This window comes from Pseudomonas sp. BN417 (assembly GCF_029871205.1).
GTDB lineage: Bacteria > Pseudomonadota > Gammaproteobacteria > Pseudomonadales > Pseudomonadaceae > Metapseudomonas.
This window is the reverse complement of sequence record NZ_SSOJ01000115.1, coordinates 49,774-64,334: the sequence shown is the minus strand read 5'-3', so window position 1 is coordinate 64,334 and position 14,561 is coordinate 49,774. Positions and strand designations below refer to the sequence as shown.

General features: G+C 66.3%; 13 protein-coding genes. 7 read left to right on the top strand and 6 right to left on the bottom strand.

Annotated elements, in window-relative coordinates; all coding sequences use genetic code 11:
- Window positions 1–7: 7 nt before the first annotated feature.
- Window positions 8–1,387, top strand: coding sequence for a nucleobase:cation symporter-2 family protein (locus E8F11_RS14310; RefSeq protein ID WP_280289475.1), 1,380 nt, complete (start codon window positions 8–10; stop codon window positions 1,385–1,387).
- Window positions 1,388–1,436: 49 nt separating this feature from the next.
- Complete coding sequence (locus E8F11_RS14305; protein ID WP_280289543.1) at window positions 1,437–1,895, top strand: metallophosphoesterase family protein; 459 nt, start codon at window positions 1,437–1,439, stop codon at window positions 1,893–1,895.
- 149 nt (window positions 1,896–2,044) lie between these two features.
- Here the strand turns inward: E8F11_RS14305 and E8F11_RS14300 are convergent, their stop codons facing one another.
- On the bottom strand, window positions 2,045–2,557 hold the full coding sequence (locus tag E8F11_RS14300) for a dihydrofolate reductase (protein ID WP_280289474.1): 513 nt from the start codon (window positions 2,555–2,557) through the stop codon (window positions 2,045–2,047).
- A gap of 344 nt (window positions 2,558–2,901) precedes the next feature.
- Between E8F11_RS14300 and E8F11_RS14295 the strand changes: the two genes are divergently transcribed.
- The 3 genes from E8F11_RS14295 to E8F11_RS14285 all read left to right on the top strand — a co-directional run bounded on the left by E8F11_RS14295 (window position 2,902) and on the right by E8F11_RS14285 (window position 7,262).
- A complete protein-coding gene (locus tag E8F11_RS14295; RefSeq protein ID WP_280289473.1) occupies window positions 2,902–4,437 on the top strand; it encodes a nucleobase:cation symporter-2 family protein in 1,536 nt (511 codons plus the stop codon).
- 73 nt (window positions 4,438–4,510) lie between these two features.
- Window positions 4,511–5,899 carry a DUF2868 domain-containing protein gene (locus E8F11_RS14290; protein ID WP_280289472.1) on the top strand — a complete coding sequence of 463 codons (1,389 nt, stop codon included), beginning with the start codon at window positions 4,511–4,513 and terminating at the stop codon, window positions 5,897–5,899.
- The gene (locus E8F11_RS14285) at window positions 5,892–7,262 is read left to right on the top strand and encodes a GTPase/DUF3482 domain-containing protein (RefSeq protein ID WP_280289471.1); all 1,371 of its coding nucleotides are present in this window, start codon (window positions 5,892–5,894) and stop codon (window positions 7,260–7,262) included. The genes E8F11_RS14290 and E8F11_RS14285 overlap by 8 nt, the downstream gene beginning before the upstream one ends.
- Before the next feature lie 195 nt (window positions 7,263–7,457).
- Here E8F11_RS14285 and E8F11_RS14280 read toward each other — a convergent pair whose 3' ends face one another.
- The 3 genes from E8F11_RS14280 to E8F11_RS14270 are packed head-to-tail and all read right to left on the bottom strand — an operon-like array spanning window position 7,458 to window position 9,844.
- Complete coding sequence (locus E8F11_RS14280) at window positions 7,458–8,252, bottom strand: thymidylate synthase (protein ID WP_280289470.1); 795 nt, start codon at window positions 8,250–8,252, stop codon at window positions 7,458–7,460.
- Entirely contained in the window at window positions 8,252–9,052 is an 801-nt protein-coding gene (gene lgt / locus E8F11_RS14275; RefSeq protein WP_280289469.1) for a prolipoprotein diacylglyceryl transferase, read from the bottom strand. The genes E8F11_RS14280 and lgt overlap by 1 nt, the downstream gene beginning before the upstream one ends.
- A gap of 9 nt (window positions 9,053–9,061) precedes the next feature.
- Window positions 9,062–9,844: a sulfite exporter TauE/SafE family protein gene (locus E8F11_RS14270; RefSeq protein ID WP_280289468.1), complete on the bottom strand. Its 783-nt coding sequence runs from the start codon at window positions 9,842–9,844 to the stop codon at window positions 9,062–9,064.
- A 169-nt stretch (window positions 9,845–10,013) separates the two neighbouring features.
- On the opposite strand from E8F11_RS14270, the gene E8F11_RS14265 reads away from it, so the two are divergent.
- A complete protein-coding gene (locus E8F11_RS14265) occupies window positions 10,014–10,766 on the top strand; it encodes an NRDE family protein (protein ID WP_280289467.1) in 753 nt (250 codons plus the stop codon).
- A 153-nt stretch (window positions 10,767–10,919) separates the two neighbouring features.
- Here E8F11_RS14265 and ptsP read toward each other — a convergent pair whose 3' ends face one another.
- Both ptsP and E8F11_RS14255 read right to left on the bottom strand, forming a co-directional pair.
- A complete protein-coding gene (ptsP, locus tag E8F11_RS14260) occupies window positions 10,920–13,199 on the bottom strand; it encodes a phosphoenolpyruvate--protein phosphotransferase (protein ID WP_280289465.1) in 2,280 nt (759 codons plus the stop codon).
- Window positions 13,200–13,220: 21 nt separating this feature from the next.
- Entirely contained in the window at window positions 13,221–13,700 is a 480-nt protein-coding gene (locus E8F11_RS14255; protein WP_083246036.1) for an RNA pyrophosphohydrolase, read from the bottom strand.
- A 144-nt stretch (window positions 13,701–13,844) separates the two neighbouring features.
- On the opposite strand from E8F11_RS14255, the gene E8F11_RS14250 reads away from it, so the two are divergent.
- Window positions 13,845–14,498 carry an HAD family hydrolase gene (locus tag E8F11_RS14250; protein WP_280289464.1) on the top strand — a complete coding sequence of 218 codons (654 nt, stop codon included), beginning with the start codon at window positions 13,845–13,847 and terminating at the stop codon, window positions 14,496–14,498.
- Window positions 14,499–14,561: the final 63 nt, after the last annotated feature.

Below are 14,561 nucleotides of genomic sequence, written 5' to 3'. Positions count from 1 at the left end.
GATCGTCATGACTTCACTGGAAAAGCCTCCCGTCATCGAGGCCAGCAACGAACTGCTCTACGGCCTGGAAGACAAGCCGCGCCCGCTGGCAGCGCTGCTCGCCGCGCTGCAGCACCTGCTGGCGATCATCGTCCCCATCGTCACGCCGGGCCTGCTGATCTGCCAGGCACTGGGCGTATCGGCACGGGACACCAACCTGATCGTCTCCATGTCCCTGGTGGTCTCCGGCATCGCCACCTTCGTCCAGTGCAAGCGTTTCGGACCCTTCGGCGCGGGGCTGCTGATCGTCCAGGGCACCAGCTTCAACTTCGTCGGCCCGCTGATCGCCGGCGGCGCTCTGATGGTCAAGCAGGGCACGCCGGTGGAAGGGGTGATGGCGGCGATCTTCGGCGTGGTGATGGCCGGTGCCTTCGTCGAGATGGGCATCTCCCGCGTGTTGCCCTTCATCAAGCGCCTGATCAATCCACTGGTGACCGGCATCGTAGTCCTGATGATCGGCCTGACCCTGATCAAGGTGGGCCTGATCAGCATGGGCGGCGGCTTCTCCGCCATGGGCGACGGCAGCTTCGCCAACGGCGAGAACCTGCTGCTGTCCGGCACCGTGCTCGGCGTGATCCTGCTGCTCAACCGCATCCCGCTGGTATGGATGCGCAGCGGCGCCATCGTCATCGCCCTGCTGGTGGGCTACGCCCTGGCCGCCTGGCTCGGCCGCCTGGACTTCAGCGGCATGCATGAGGCCCCGCTGGTGCAGGTGCCGGTGCCGCTGCACTTCGGCCTGGGCTTCTCCTGGTCGTTGTTCGTGCCGATGCTGGTGATCTACCTGGTGACCTCCCTGGAAGCCATCGGCGACGTCACCGCGACCAGCAAGGTTTCACGCCAGCCGGTGGAAGGCCCGCTGTGGATGCAGCGGATCAAGGGCGGCGTGCTGGTGAATGGCGCCAACTCCCTGCTGGCCGGCCTGTTCAACACCTTTCCCAGCTCGGTCTTCGCGCAGAACAACGGCGTGATTCAACTGACCGGCATCGCCAGCCGCCATATCGGCCTGTGGATCGCCCTGATGCTGGTGCTGCTGGGCCTGTTCCCGGCGGTGGCCGGTGTGCTCCAAGCCATTCCCGAGCCGGTGCTGGGTGGCGCCGCCATGGTGATGTTCGGCGCGGTGGCCGCATCCGGCATCAACATCCTCGCCGGCACCACCCTGGACCGCCGCGCGCTGCTGATCATCGCCGTATCCCTGGCCCTGGGGCTGGGTGTGTCCCAGGTGCCTGAGTTCCTCGCGCACATGCCGGCGGCGCTGCGCAACATCCTCGAATCCGGCGTCGCCACCGGCGGCCTCTGCGCCCTGCTGCTCAACTGGTTCCTGCCGGAAACCCCGGTGCAAACCCGCTAAGTGGCAGAATGGGCCTCGCTCCCCGACGAGGCCCTTCACCATGACGACCCTGCGCATCGGCCTGATCTCCGACACCCACGGCCTGCTGCGGCCCGAGGCCCTGGCCGCACTGCAGGGCTGCGACCACATCCTCCATGGCGGGGACATCGGCAAGCCGGAAATCCTCCATTCCTTGCGCGGACTGGCGCCGCTGACCGCCGTACGCGGCAACAACGACCGAGACGCCTGGGCGGACGGCATCCGGGACGTTGAAGAGCTGCACCTGGGAGAAGTGGGCATCTACCTGGTGCACGACCAGGCCGACATCCCCGACGACCTGGCTGCGCGTGGCATCGAGGTGGTAGTCACCGGGCACTCCCACAAGCCACTGATCACCCGGCGCGGAGAGCTGCTGCACGTCAACCCCGGCAGCGCGGGGCCGCGGCGCTTCAAGTTGCCGGTGTCGGTGGGATTGCTGGTGATCGAGGGGCGTCGGGTGCGGGCGGAGCTGGTGGAGCTGCAGGTCTGATACGACGCGAGGGCAATCTTTCCTGTGGGGGCGAATTCATTCGCTAAGGACTGCGCAGCAGTCCCTTGTGTTCATCAGGCAGGCCTTCGGCCTGCATAGCGAATGAATTCGCCCCCACAACAAGAGCAAACGGCGCAGCGGCCAGAAGCTCAGCGCTTCTCCCACACCTCGAAGGCATAGGCCGGCGTCTCGGCCGTCGCCTCATGCTCGATGCTGGAAGCCAGTCGCCAATCCTGCTCCGGCACTTCGGGGAACCAGGCATCACCTTCCGGGGCCAGTTCCACGCGGGTCAGGTAGAGGCGGTCGGCCTGGGCCAGGCCCTGCGCATAAAGCTGGGCGCCGCCGATCAGCATCACTTCCTCGGCCTCTTCCTCGCGGGCCCAGGCTTCGGCGCGCTCGATCGCGGCGTCCAGGCTGGGAAAGACTTCGGCCCCCTCCAGCGCGAGGCCCTCCTGGCGGCTGACCACCAGGTTGAGGCGCCCCGGCAGCGGGCGGCCGAGGGAGTCCCAGGTCTTGCGGCCCATGATGATCGGCTTGCCGAGGGTCATGGCCTTGAAATGTTTGAGGTCCGCCGGCAGGTGCCAGGGCATTTGGTTGTCGCGGCCGATCACGCGGTTCTGCGCAAGGGCGGCAATCAGGCAGAGGGGCAGAGTCTTGTTCATGGCGGCGAGGATACCGGCTGCCGCAGTCGAGAGAAAGCCAAGGCTCGATGGGTCTTCGACCGCCTTATCCCCGGCCTCCGGGCCAGGTCGCGATGCCGTCCGGCGCGTGGCCAACCGGGAGGTTCTTCCCGGGCGCATCCTGTCTTTTCCCAGCGCCATTCGTCGCCCCGTATTTATTGACCAATAGGTCAGATCACGTTTACCCGAATATCACCGAAGCTGATGGCTCTATCCCTGCAAACTGGCGAAAAACAGCGAGAATAAAAATGTATACAATCCACTAGCCAGTTGAGCGATAAATTGTCTACAGTGTTCGGCACAAGAACAAAAGCGAGAGCCCACCCATGACAGTCCCATCCGCAAGTCCGTCTTCGGTGCAACGTCCGGAAGACGAAAACCTCGGCATCGGCGCAAACATTGCCTACGGCCTGCAACATGTACTGACCATGTACGGCGGCATAGTCGCGGTACCCCTGATCATAGGCCAGGCCGCCGGGCTGTCGCCGGCGGACATCGGTCTGCTGATCGCGGCCTCACTGTTCGCCGGTGGCCTGGCAACCCTGCTGCAAACCATCGGCCTGCCCTTCTTCGGCTGTCAGCTGCCACTGGTGCAAGGCGTGTCCTTCGCCGGCGTGGCAACCATGATCGCCATCATCGGCGGCAACGGTCAGGGCGGTATCCCCGTGGTGTTGGGCGCGGTGATTTCCGCCTCGCTGATCGGCCTGCTGATCACCCCGGTATTCTCACGCATCACCAAGTTCTTCCCACCGCTGGTGACTGGCATCGTCATCACCACCATCGGCCTCACCCTGATGCCCGTGGCCGCACGCTGGGCCATGGGCGGCAACAGCCAGTCGCCGGAATTCGGCAGCGTCGCCAACGTCAGCCTGGCCGCCTTCACCCTCGCCACCGTGCTGCTGCTGAGCAAGCTGGGCAGCGCCAGCATCTCGCGCCTGTCGATCCTGCTGGCCATGGTGATCGGTACCCTGGCGGCGGTGTTCTTCGGCATGGCGGACTTCTCCAAGGTGCTCGAAGGACCGCTGGTGGCAATGCCCACCCCGCTGCACTTCGGTATGCCGGAGTTCCAGATCGCGGCGATCCTGTCGATGCTGATCGTGATCATCGTGACCCTGGTTGAAACCTCGGCGGACATCCTCGCCGTGGGCGAAATCATCGGCACCAAGGTCGATTCCAAGCGCCTGGGCAACGGCCTGCGCGCCGACATGATCTCCAGCTCCCTGGCACCGCTGTTCGGTTCCTTCACCCAGAGCGCCTTCGCCCAGAACGTCGGCCTGGTGGCCGTGACCGGCGTGAAGAGCCGCTACGTGGTGGCCACCGCCGGCCTGATCCTGGTGACCCTCGGCCTGCTGCCGGTGATGGGCCGCCTGATCGCCGCGGTCCCCACCTCGGTGCTGGGCGGCGCCGGCGTCGTGTTGTTCGGCACCGTGGCCGCCTCGGGCATCCGCACCCTGGCCCAGGTGGACTACCGCAACAACATGAACCTGATCATCGTCGCCACCTCCATCGGCTTCGGCATGATCCCGATCGCCGCGCCGACCTTCTACCACCACTTCCCGGCCTGGTTCGAAACCATCTTCCATTCCGGCATCAGCTCGGCCGCCATCATGGCGATCCTGCTGAACCTCATCTTCAACCACCTGAAGGCCGGCAACTCCGACCAGCAGTCGGTGTTCGTCGCCGCCAGCGAGCGCACCCTGCGCTACCAGGACATCGCCGCCCTGAACGAGGGCGACTATTTCCGCGACGGCAAGCTCTTCGACTGCGATGGCAATGAGGTGAAGGTCGCCGATCCGGATGACCATCACGGCGGGGCCTCGGCTCCCAGGGTCAAGGTGGCGGCCAGCTCCCACAGCCACTGACAGGAAAAGGCCGGCGCCATGCGCCGGCCTTTTCGCTTATTCTCTGGGCTCACCCTTGGCCAAGAGGCCCTTCGTGAGCCAACCCGTTCCCCCTCCCCTCTCCTCTCTCGACCGCCTCTGGCTGACCGAGGCGATCCGCCTGCGTGAAGACCACGCCGGCCCCCTGGAAGACGCCGAAGCCAATCGCCGCGCCAATGCGGCTGGCGGCGACCTGGCGCAACGCATCCAGGCCCGCGCACTCTGGCTCGCCGAGCGCGACGGCCAGTTGCAGGCGCTGCAGCACTGGCGCCAGGGCGCGCAATGGGCCGGCCTGCTTCTGGTACTGCTGGCCCTGCTGGGCGGCGCCGGGCTGGCCTTCGCCGCCCTGGGCGATGGCCAACGCCCGGTCAACCTGTTCTGGGCCCTGGGCAGCCTGCTCGGCCTGCACCTGCTGACCCTGCTGGGCTGGGCCCTTTCCTTCGGACTCGGCGGCAGCGCCAGCCTGCTTGGCCGCACCTGGCTCTGGCTCAGCGCCAGGCTGGCCCGCGACGCCCAGGCCGCACACCTGGCCCCCGCCCTGCTCCTGCTGCTGCAACGCCGGGGCCTGACCCGCTGGGGGCTGGGCGCCCTGGTCCACGGTACCTGGGTCCTGACCCTCGGCAGCGCCCTGCTGGTCCTGCTGCTGTTGCTCGCCACCCGGCGCTACGGCTTCGTCTGGGAAACCACCATCCTCGGCAGCGACACTTTCGTCTTCCTCACCCGGGCCCTGGGCGCCCTGCCCGCGCTGCTCGGCTTCAGCCTGCCGGACGCGGCGACCATCCGCGCCAGCAGCAGCGTGCTGGCCGACGATTCCGCGCGCCAGGCCTGGTCGGGCTGGCTGCTGGGCGTCACCTTCACCTACGGCCTGTTGCCGCGCCTGGTGCTCGGGCTCTTCTGCCTGTGGCGCTGGTTGCAAGGGCGGGCAAGCCTCGGCCTGGATCTCGGCCTGCCCGGCTTCAGCCTGCTGCGCGAACGCCTGCAGCCGGCCAGCGAGCGCCTGGGCGTCTGCGATGCCGCCCCCACTGAATTGGTCGAACCACGTGCCGGCAGTCAGAACGGCCGCAGCGAGGGCGCGCTGCTAGTGGCCATCGAGCTGGATGACCGGCGCCACTGGCCGCCCGCCCTGCCCAAGGGCGTGGCCGACGCCGGTGTGCTCGATAGCCGTGAACAGCGCCAACGCCTGCTCGACCAACTCAGCCGCTTTCCGCCGGAGCGCCTGGCGGTGGCCTGCGATCCCCGCCGCTCGCCGGACCGCGGCACCCTGGCGCTGATCGGCGAGCTTTCCCGCAGCGCCACGCAGACCCGCGTCTGGCTGCTGCCCGCTCCGCCCGGCGAAGCCCTGGATGGCCAGCGCCTGGAGGACTGGCACCAGGCCCTGGATCGCCTCGCGCTGCCCCATGCCCAAGGAGCGCCCATGACCTGGCTGGAGACCGGCCATGACTAAGCCGCTGAAACTGGCCGTGGTCGGCCACACCAATGTCGGCAAGACCTCCCTGCTGCGCACCCTGCTGCGCGACCGCGATTTCGGCGAGGTGTCCCACCGTCCCAGCACCACCCGCCATGTGGAAGGCGCGCGGCTGTCGGTGGACGGCGAGCCGCTGCTGGAGCTCTACGACACCCCCGGACTGGAAGACGCCATTGCCCTGCTCGACCATCTTGAGCGCCTGGAACGCCCCGGTGAGCGAATGGACGGCCCGGCCCGCCTCGCCCGCTTTCTCGACGGCAGCGAGGCGCGCCAGCGCTTCGAGCAGGAAGCCAAGGTGCTGCGCCAGCTGCTGGCGTCGGATGCCGGGCTTTACGTGATCGACGCCCGCGAACCGGTACTGGCCAAGTACCGCGACGAGCTGGCGGTGCTGGCCATGTGCGGCCGGCCGCTGCTGCCAGTGCTGAACTTCGTCGCCAGCGAGGGCCATCGCGAGGCGGACTGGCGCGAGGCCCTGGCCCGTCTGGGCCTGCACGCCCTGGTGCGTTTCGACAGCGTGGCGCCGCCACTGGATGGCGAGCAACGCCTCTATGACAGCCTGGCCCTGCTACTGGAGCGGGCGCGCCCGCAACTGCAGCGGCTGGTGGAGGATCACCAGGCGCAACGGCGCCTGCGCCTGGAGACGGGTAGCCGGCTGATCGCCGAGCTCCTGCTCGACGTGGCCGCCTGCCGGCGCAGCGTGCCGGCCCAGGATGCCGCCCTGCAGGCCGCCACCGAGGCGCTGCGCCAGCAGGTGCGCCAGCGCGAGCAACGCTGCGTGGAAGCCCTGCTGCGGCTCTACGCCTTCAGCCGCGAGGATGCCGCCGCCGGCGAACTGCCCCTGTTGGGCGGCCGCTGGGGCGATGACCTGTTCAACCCGGAAACCATCAAGCAACTGGGCGTACGCCTGGGCGGTGGCATGGCGGCGGGCGCGGCGGCCGGCGCCGGCGTCGACCTGCTGGTGGGTGGCCTCACCCTGGGCGCGGCGGCAGCCCTGGGCGCCCTGGCCGGCGGCGCCTGGCAGACCGTCGGCCACTATGGCGAACGCTTGCTGGGCAAGATCAAGGGGCAGCGGGAGCTGACCGTGGACGACGCCATCCTGCGCCTGCTGGCCCTGCGCCAACGCAAGCTGCTGGCGGCGCTGGACGCCCGTGGGCATGCGGCGTTCGAAGCGATCCGGGTGGATACGCCGGAAGAGAAGCAGTGGCGCGAAGGCAAGCTGCCGGCAGTCCTGGCCAGGGCCCGCGCGCATCCGGAATGGTCGTCGCTCAATCCCGGGGCCGAGCTGGAACAGGCTGAGCGCCAGGGCTGGGTGGCAAGCCTGGCGAAGGGGCTGGAGCCTTAGTCCCGGCGGGATGAATCCTGTAGGGGCGAATTCATTCGCCGAGCAGGCCGAAGGCCTGCCCCCGCGACACCCTGCCACCGGAGATTACCCTCGCCCTGAAGGGAGAGGGGGCAGTCCGCGCAGGCGCTTGGTTCGGCGCTTTTCCTGTGGGGGCGATTTCAATCGCGAAGCAGGCCGAAGGCCTGCCCGCCTAACTCAAACCGCTACCGGCGCCTTGATATGCGGGTGCGACTGGTAGCCCACCAACTCGAAGTCCTCGAACGTGAAGGCGAACAGGTCCTTCACCGCCGGGTTGAGCTTCATGGTCGGCAGCGGCAGCGGCTCGCGCGACAGCTGCAGGTCGGTCTGCTCGATGTGGTTGGCGTAGAGGTGGCAGTCGCCGCCGGTCCAGATGAACTCGCCCGGCTGCAGGTCGCAGACCTGGGCCACCATCAGGGTCAGCAGTGCATAGCTGGCGATATTGAAGGGCACGCCGAGGAAGATGTCCGCCGAACGCTGGTAGAGCTGGCAGCTCAGCTTGCCGTCGGCCACGTAGAACTGGAACAGGGCATGGCAGGGCGGCAGGGCCATCTCGTCCACCAGGGCTGGGTTCCAGGCGGAGACGATCAGCCGGCGCGAGTCCGGGTTCTTCTTGATCATGTCCACGACCTTGGTGATCTGGTCGATGGATTCGCCGTTCGGGGCCGGCCAGGAGCGCCACTGGTATCCGTAGACCGGACCCAGGTTGCCCTCTTCGTCAGCCCACTCGTCCCAGATCGAGACGCCGTTGTCCTTCAGGTACTTGATGTTGGTGTCGCCCTGCAGGAACCACAGCAGCTCATGGATGATGGACTTCAGGTGGCACTTCTTGGTGGTCACCATGGGGAAGCCGTCGGCCAGGTCGAAACGCATCTGGTGGCCGAACACGCTGTAGGTGCCGGTGCCGGTGCGGTCGCTCTTGAAGGTGCCGGTTTCGCGCACCCGGCGCATCAGCTCGAGATACTGTTTCATCAGATGGCTCCTTGGGCGGCGTGACGGCGGTGGGCCCAGACGATCATGGCGATGCCGCCGATGATCATCGGCAGGCAGAGGACCTGGCCCATGGTCAACCAACCGAAGGCCAGGTAACCGAGCTGGGCGTCAGGTACACGGACGAATTCCACCGCAAAGCGGAAAATGCCGTAAAACAACGCGAACATGCCGGAAACGGCCATGGTCGGGCGGGGTTTGCGCGAGTAGAACCAGAGGATGGCAAACAGCGCCACACCCTCCAGGGCGAACTGGTACAGCTGCGACGGGTGGCGCGGCAGCTGGGCCGGATCAGTGGGGAAGATCATCGCCCAGGGCAGGTCGGTGGCCTTGCCCCAGAGCTCGGCGTTGATGAAGTTGCCGATGCGCCCGGCGCCCAGGCCGATCGGGACCAGGGGCGCGATGAAATCCATGAGCTGGAAGAAGCTCTTGTTGTTGCGCCTGCCGAACCAGAAGGTGGCCAGCATCACGCCGATCAGGCCGCCGTGGAAGGACATGCCGCCCTTCCAGACCTCGAGGATCAGCAGCGGATTGGCGATGTAGGCCGACAGGTCGTAGAACAGCACGTAACCGAGGCGGCCACCAGCGATCACGCCAAGGGCGACCCAGAACACCAGGTCGGAGAGTTTCTCGCGGCTCCAGGTGGGGTCGAAGGCCTTGAGCCGGCGCGAGGCCAGCCACCAGGCGCCACCGATGCCGATCAGGTACATCAGGCCATACCAGTGGATCTTCAGCGGGCCGATGGCCAGGGCCACCGGGTCGATCTGGGGATAAGCCAGCATCACAGCTCCTTAGATCAGGAAGTTCAGGCCCACTACCAGCAGCAGCAGGGCGAACAGGCGTTTCAGCAGGCGCGGCGACAGCCGATGGGCCAGGCGCGCGCCGAAACGGGCGAAAAACATGCTGGTGACGGCGATGCCCACCAGCGCCGGAAGGTAGACGAACCCCAGGCTCCAGGGCGGCAGGTGGGTTTCGTTCCAGCCCAGCACCATGAAGGACAGCGCGCTCGCCGCGGCGATCGGCAGCCCGCAGGCTGCGGACGTGGCCACCGCCTGCTGGATCGGTACGCTGCGCCAGGTCAGGAAGGGCACGGTCAGTGAACCGCCGCCGATACCGAAGATGGCCGAGGCCCAGCCGATCACCGCTCCCGCAAGGGTCAGCCCCGGCTTGCCGGGCACGTCGCGGCTCGCCTTGGGCTTCAGGTCCAGCCCCATCTGCAAGGCTACCAGTATGGCGAAAACCCCGATGATCCTTTGCAGCATCGGACCCTGGATCGCCGCCGCCGTGAGGGAGCCGAGGCCGGCACCGAGAAGGATGCCCACGGCCATCCAGGCGAAGATCGGCCAGCGCACGGCGCCCTTGCGATGATGCTCGCGCACCGAGTTGATCGAGGTGAAGATGATGGTCGCCAGCGAGGTGCCGACGGCCAGGTGGGTGAGGATGCTGGAATCGAACCCCTGCGCCGTGAAGCTGAACACCAGCACCGGCACGATGATCATGCCGCCACCGACGCCGAACAGCCCGGCCAGTACTCCAGCGCAGGCGCCGAGCACCAGATAGAGCAGGAATTCCATGGACACCCCCGAAAACAAAGCGGCATGTTAACGGAAGGCCGTTCTACGCTCCACTTGGGACGATGGACGCTTGCCAAAACCTGCCGATAACCCAGAGGAAATCCTTTTGCAGCTGATGTAGTTTTCCTACAGGCTGCTACACTCCGGCTCATAAAAAGGAGACGACTCCATGTGCTTGATCGTATTCGCATGGCGCCCCGGACACGAAGTCCCGCTGGTGCTCGCTGCAAACCGCGATGAATTCTACGCACGTCCCACCCTCCCCCTTGCGAAGTGGGAAGACGCGCCCGGTGTACTCGCAGGCCGAGACCTGGAAGCCGGAGGTACCTGGCTCGGCGCAGGATCCAAAGGCCGCTTCGCCGCCCTCACCAATATCCGCGACCCGCGAACGCCTCCGGTCGGTCGTACCCGCGGCGAACTCTGCGTGCAGTTCCTGCGCGGCGAGATGGGGCCAGGCGAGTTCCTCGCCGATGCGCTGCGACGGGCGGGCGACTATTCAGGCTTCAACCTGCTGGTGGGCGACGACCGCGAACTCTGGTTCCTCAACCCGCGCAGCGGTGGGCCGATCAACCTCAAGGCGGGTATCTACGGCATCTCCAATGCCGACCTGGACACGCCCTGGCCCAAGGTGGAACGCGGCAAGGCGGCCCTCGCCGAATGCCTGGACCCGCCGTCCACCGACTCCCTGTTGAACCTGCTGCATGACCCGGAGCAGGCTCCAGACCACATCCTGCCGGAGACCGGCGTGGGGCTGAACACCGAGCGCATGCTCTCCAGCGTGTTCATCGCCACCCGCACCTACGGAACCCGCGCCAGCTCGGCACTGATCGTCCGCGCCGACGGCAGCCGCGAACTGGTGGAGCGCAGCTATGGCCCCTATGGCGCCAAGCTGGGGGATGTACGCATGGAGCTGCGCGACTGATCTGTCGCCCGGGGCGGGGCGGGCGACGCTCCGCCCTGCCTCCTGACGGTTTTTCCTGGCAAGGCTCGATGCAGTTGCGCTATTGCTTGGCGCGATAGAGCTGCTTCCAACCATGAGCACAGCACATGCGCTGGCCAGCTGCCTGCCGGCGGCTCAGGCCTGGATGGTAGCCGCCGGGTTGATCACTCGGCCGAGGCCGAGGTTGCGCAGGGCGAGATGCAGCGAACTGTGGATGACCTGCGGGTTGTCGATGGCGAGCAGCTGCGCCAGCAGCTCCCTGGCCTTGCTCATGGTCACCTGGCGCAGCAGCCACTTCACCTTGGGCAGGTTGGTGGCGTTCATCGACAGGCTGTCGAAGCCCATGGCCAGCAACAGCACGGCGGCAGCCGGGTCGCCCGCCATCTCGCCGCAGATGCTCACCGGCTTGCCTTCGGCGTGGGCGTCGTCCACCACCTTCTTCAGGGCCTGGAGCACCGCGGGGTGCAGGTAGTCGTAGAGGTCGGCCACGCGCGGGTTGTTACGGTCCACGGCCAGCAGGTATTGGGTCAGGTCGTTGGACCCCACCGAGAGGAAGTCGACCTGGCGCGACAGCTCCTTGGTCTGGTACACCGCCGCCGGAATCTCGATCATCACGCCGACAGGCGGCATGGGGATGTCCACGCCTTCGTCGCGCACCTCGCCCCAGGCGCGGTGGATCAGGTGCAGCGCCTCTTCCAATTCATGGATGCCGGAGATCATCGGCAGCAGGATTTTCAGGTTGTCCAGGCCTTCACTGGCCTTGAGCATGGCGCGCACCTGGACCAGGAATATCTCCGGGTGGTCAAGGGTGACGCGGATGCCGCGCCAGCCGAGGAAGGGGTTGCTTTCCTTGATCGGGAAGTAGGACAGCGCCTTGTCGCCGCCGATATCCAGGGTGCGCATTGTCACCGGCAGCGGATGGAAGGCGGCGAGTTGCTCGCGGTAGATGGCGAGCTGCTCCTTTTCGCTGGGGAAGCGCTCGTTGATCATGAACGGCACTTCGGTGCGGTACAGACCCACGCCCTCGGCGCCACGCTCCTGGGCGCGGGTCACGTCGGCCAGCAGGCCGGTGTTGACCCAGAGTGGCATGCGGTAACCGTCGAGGGTTTCGCAGGGCAGGCTGCGCAGGGCCTCCAGGCCCTTGACCAACTGGCGGTCTTCCTCCACCACGTCGCTGTACTGCTTGCGCAGCTCGACCGAGGGGTTGGTGAAGACTTCACCGTGGTAGCCGTCGACGATCATTTCGATGCCGTCGACCTTGGAATACGGCAAGTCGACCACGCCCATCACGGTGGGGATGCCCATGGCGCGGGCGAGGATGGCGACGTGGGAGTTGCCCGAACCCAGCACCGAGACCAGGCCCACCAGCTTGCCTTCCGGCACTTCGCCGAGCATGGCCGGGGACAGCTCCTCGCTGACCAGGATGGTGTTCTCCTGGTAGACCAGGTTCTGCTTGCGCTCTTCCTGCAGGTAGGCGAGCAGGCGACGGCCGAGGTCCCTGACGTCGGAGGCACGCTCGCGCAGGTAGGCGTCGTCCATCAGCTCGAAGCGGGTGACGTGCTCCAACACCACCTGGCGCAACGCACCCTGAGCCCATTGGCCGGTACGGATCACGCGCTTGACCTCCAAGCCCATGGAGGCGTCGTCGAGCATCATCAGGTAGACGTCGAACAGCGCGCGTTCCTCGGGGCGCAGCTGGGTCTCGAGCTTGCTCGAGAGTCGACGCATGTCCGCGCGCACGGCTTCCAGGGCCTGTTTGAAACGTTCAACCTCGGCCTCGATGTCGTCGACCGTGCGATCAGGCACCACATCGAGATCAGCTGGCGGCAGCACCACCACGGCCTTGCCCACGGCCGCACCGGGAGAACCCGGTACGCCGACGAACTTGGCTTCCTGGATGCCCTTGCCCTGGCGACCCAGGCCGCGAATGGAACCCGTGGCCTCGGCATGGGCGATGACGCCGGCGAGTTGCGCGCTCATGGTGACGAGGAAGGCTTCTTCGCCCTCGTCGAACTGACGACGCTCCTTTTGCTGCACCACCAGTACACCCATCACCCGGCGGTGGTGGATGATCGGCGCACCGAGGAAGGAGGCGAAGCGCTCTTCACCGGTTTCGGCGAAGTAGCGATAACGGGGGTGATCGGCGGCGTGCTCGAGGTTCAGCGGCTCTTCGCGGGTGCCCACCAGACCCACCAGACCTTCATTGGGGGCCATGCTGACCTTGCCGATGGAGCGCTTGTTCAGGCCCTCGGTGGCCATGAGCACGAAACGGTTGGTCTCTGGATCCAGCAGGTAGACCGAGCAGACCTGGCTGCCCATGGCCTCCTTGACCCGCTGCACAATGATCGCCAACGCCGCCTTCAGGTCCTTGGCGGCGTTCACTTCCTGGACGATCTTGCGCAGGGTATTGAGCATGGCTAGGCAGCCTTTCTCCGGTCAGTCTTGCGCCAGCAGGCGCGGTGCTAGTTCCTTGAGGGCTCGGCGATAGACTTCACGCTTGAACGTCACCACCTGACCCAAGGGGTACCAGTAACTGACCCAGCGCCAGCCGTCGAACTCGGGCTTGCCGGTCAGGTCCATCCGTACCTTGTTCTCGTCCGACTGCAAACGCAGCAGGAACCACTTCTGTTTCTGGCCGATGCATAGCGGCTGGCTGTTGGTACGCACCAGGCGCTGGGGCAGACGATAGCGCAACCAGCCGCGAGTGCAGGCAAGAATCTTCACATCCTGCTGTTCCAGGCCGACTTCTTCGTTCAACTCCCGGTAAAGGGCCTCTTCGGGTGTTTCCCGCGGATTGATCCCGCCCTGCGGGAACTGCCAGGCATCCTGATTGATACGCCGCGCCCAAAGCACCTGCCCGGCATCATTGGCGAGAATGATGCCGACATTCGGGCGGAAACCATCGGAATCGATCACGGCACACAACCTCGCAAACGCATGTTCCGGCATTGTTCCATAAAGCCCGTAAATGCGGCAATGCGAGCATTTCGCGCAATGGGCAGCCCTGGTAAAAGCCGCTATTCTGGCCGCCTTCCGAAGCTCTGCTGCAAGGTAAACGACGTGCGTTTGGCTCTTTTCGATCTCGACAACACCCTGCTGGCCGGCGACAGCGACCACGCCTGGGGAGACTACCTGTGCGAACGCGGCATCCTCGACGGGATCGCCTACAAGGCACGCAACGACGAGTTCTATCAGGATTACCTGGCCGGCCGCCTGGACATCCAGGACTACCTCAACTTCAGCCTGGAAATCCTCGGGCGCACCGAAATAGCGCAACTCGACCAATGGCATCGCGAGTTCATGCGCGACTGCATCGAGCCGATCATCCTGACCAAGGGCGAGGCCCTGCTGGCCGAACACCGCGCCGCCGGCGACAGGCTGCTGATCATCACCGCCACCAACCGTTTCGTCACCGGCCCCATCGCCAGGCGCCTGGGTGTCGAGACCCTGCTCGCCACCGAATGCGAGATGCAAGACGGGCGCTACACCGGCCGCACCACTGACGTACCCTGCTTCCGCGAAGGCAAGGTGACACGCCTCGCGCGCTGGCTCGAAGAAAGCGGCCTGAGCCTGGAGGACAGCAGCTTCTATAGCGACTCGCTGAACGACCTGCCGCTGCTGGAGCAGGTAACTCGCCCGGTCGCGGTGGACCCGGACCCGAAACTGCGCGCCGAAGCGGAAAAGCGCGGCTGGCCGGTCGTCTCCCTGCGCTAAGACATGACGGTAGGGTGCGCCATGCGCACCATGGGCCTCGCGCCCGGATTTCGGTGCGCGCAG

Coding starts and splice junctions, on each gene's coding strand:
- E8F11_RS14310 (WP_280289475.1), top strand. CDS start 8: ATGACTTCACTGGAAAAGCCTCCCGTCATCGAGGCCAGCAACGAACTG.
- E8F11_RS14300 (WP_280289474.1), bottom strand. CDS start 2,557: ATGAACAAGACTCTGCCCCTCTGCCTGATTGCCGCCCTTGCGCAGAAC.
- E8F11_RS14295 (WP_280289473.1), top strand. CDS start 2,902: ATGACAGTCCCATCCGCAAGTCCGTCTTCGGTGCAACGTCCGGAAGAC.
- E8F11_RS14285 (WP_280289471.1), top strand. CDS start 5,892: ATGACTAAGCCGCTGAAACTGGCCGTGGTCGGCCACACCAATGTCGGC.
- E8F11_RS14280 (WP_280289470.1), bottom strand. CDS start 8,252: ATGAAACAGTATCTCGAGCTGATGCGCCGGGTGCGCGAAACCGGCACC.
- lgt (WP_280289469.1), bottom strand. CDS start 9,052: ATGCTGGCTTATCCCCAGATCGACCCGGTGGCCCTGGCCATCGGCCCG.
- E8F11_RS14270 (WP_280289468.1), bottom strand. CDS start 9,844: ATGGAATTCCTGCTCTATCTGGTGCTCGGCGCCTGCGCTGGAGTACTG.
- E8F11_RS14265 (WP_280289467.1), top strand. CDS start 10,014: ATGTGCTTGATCGTATTCGCATGGCGCCCCGGACACGAAGTCCCGCTG.
- ptsP (WP_280289465.1), bottom strand. CDS start 13,199: ATGCTCAATACCCTGCGCAAGATCGTCCAGGAAGTGAACGCCGCCAAG.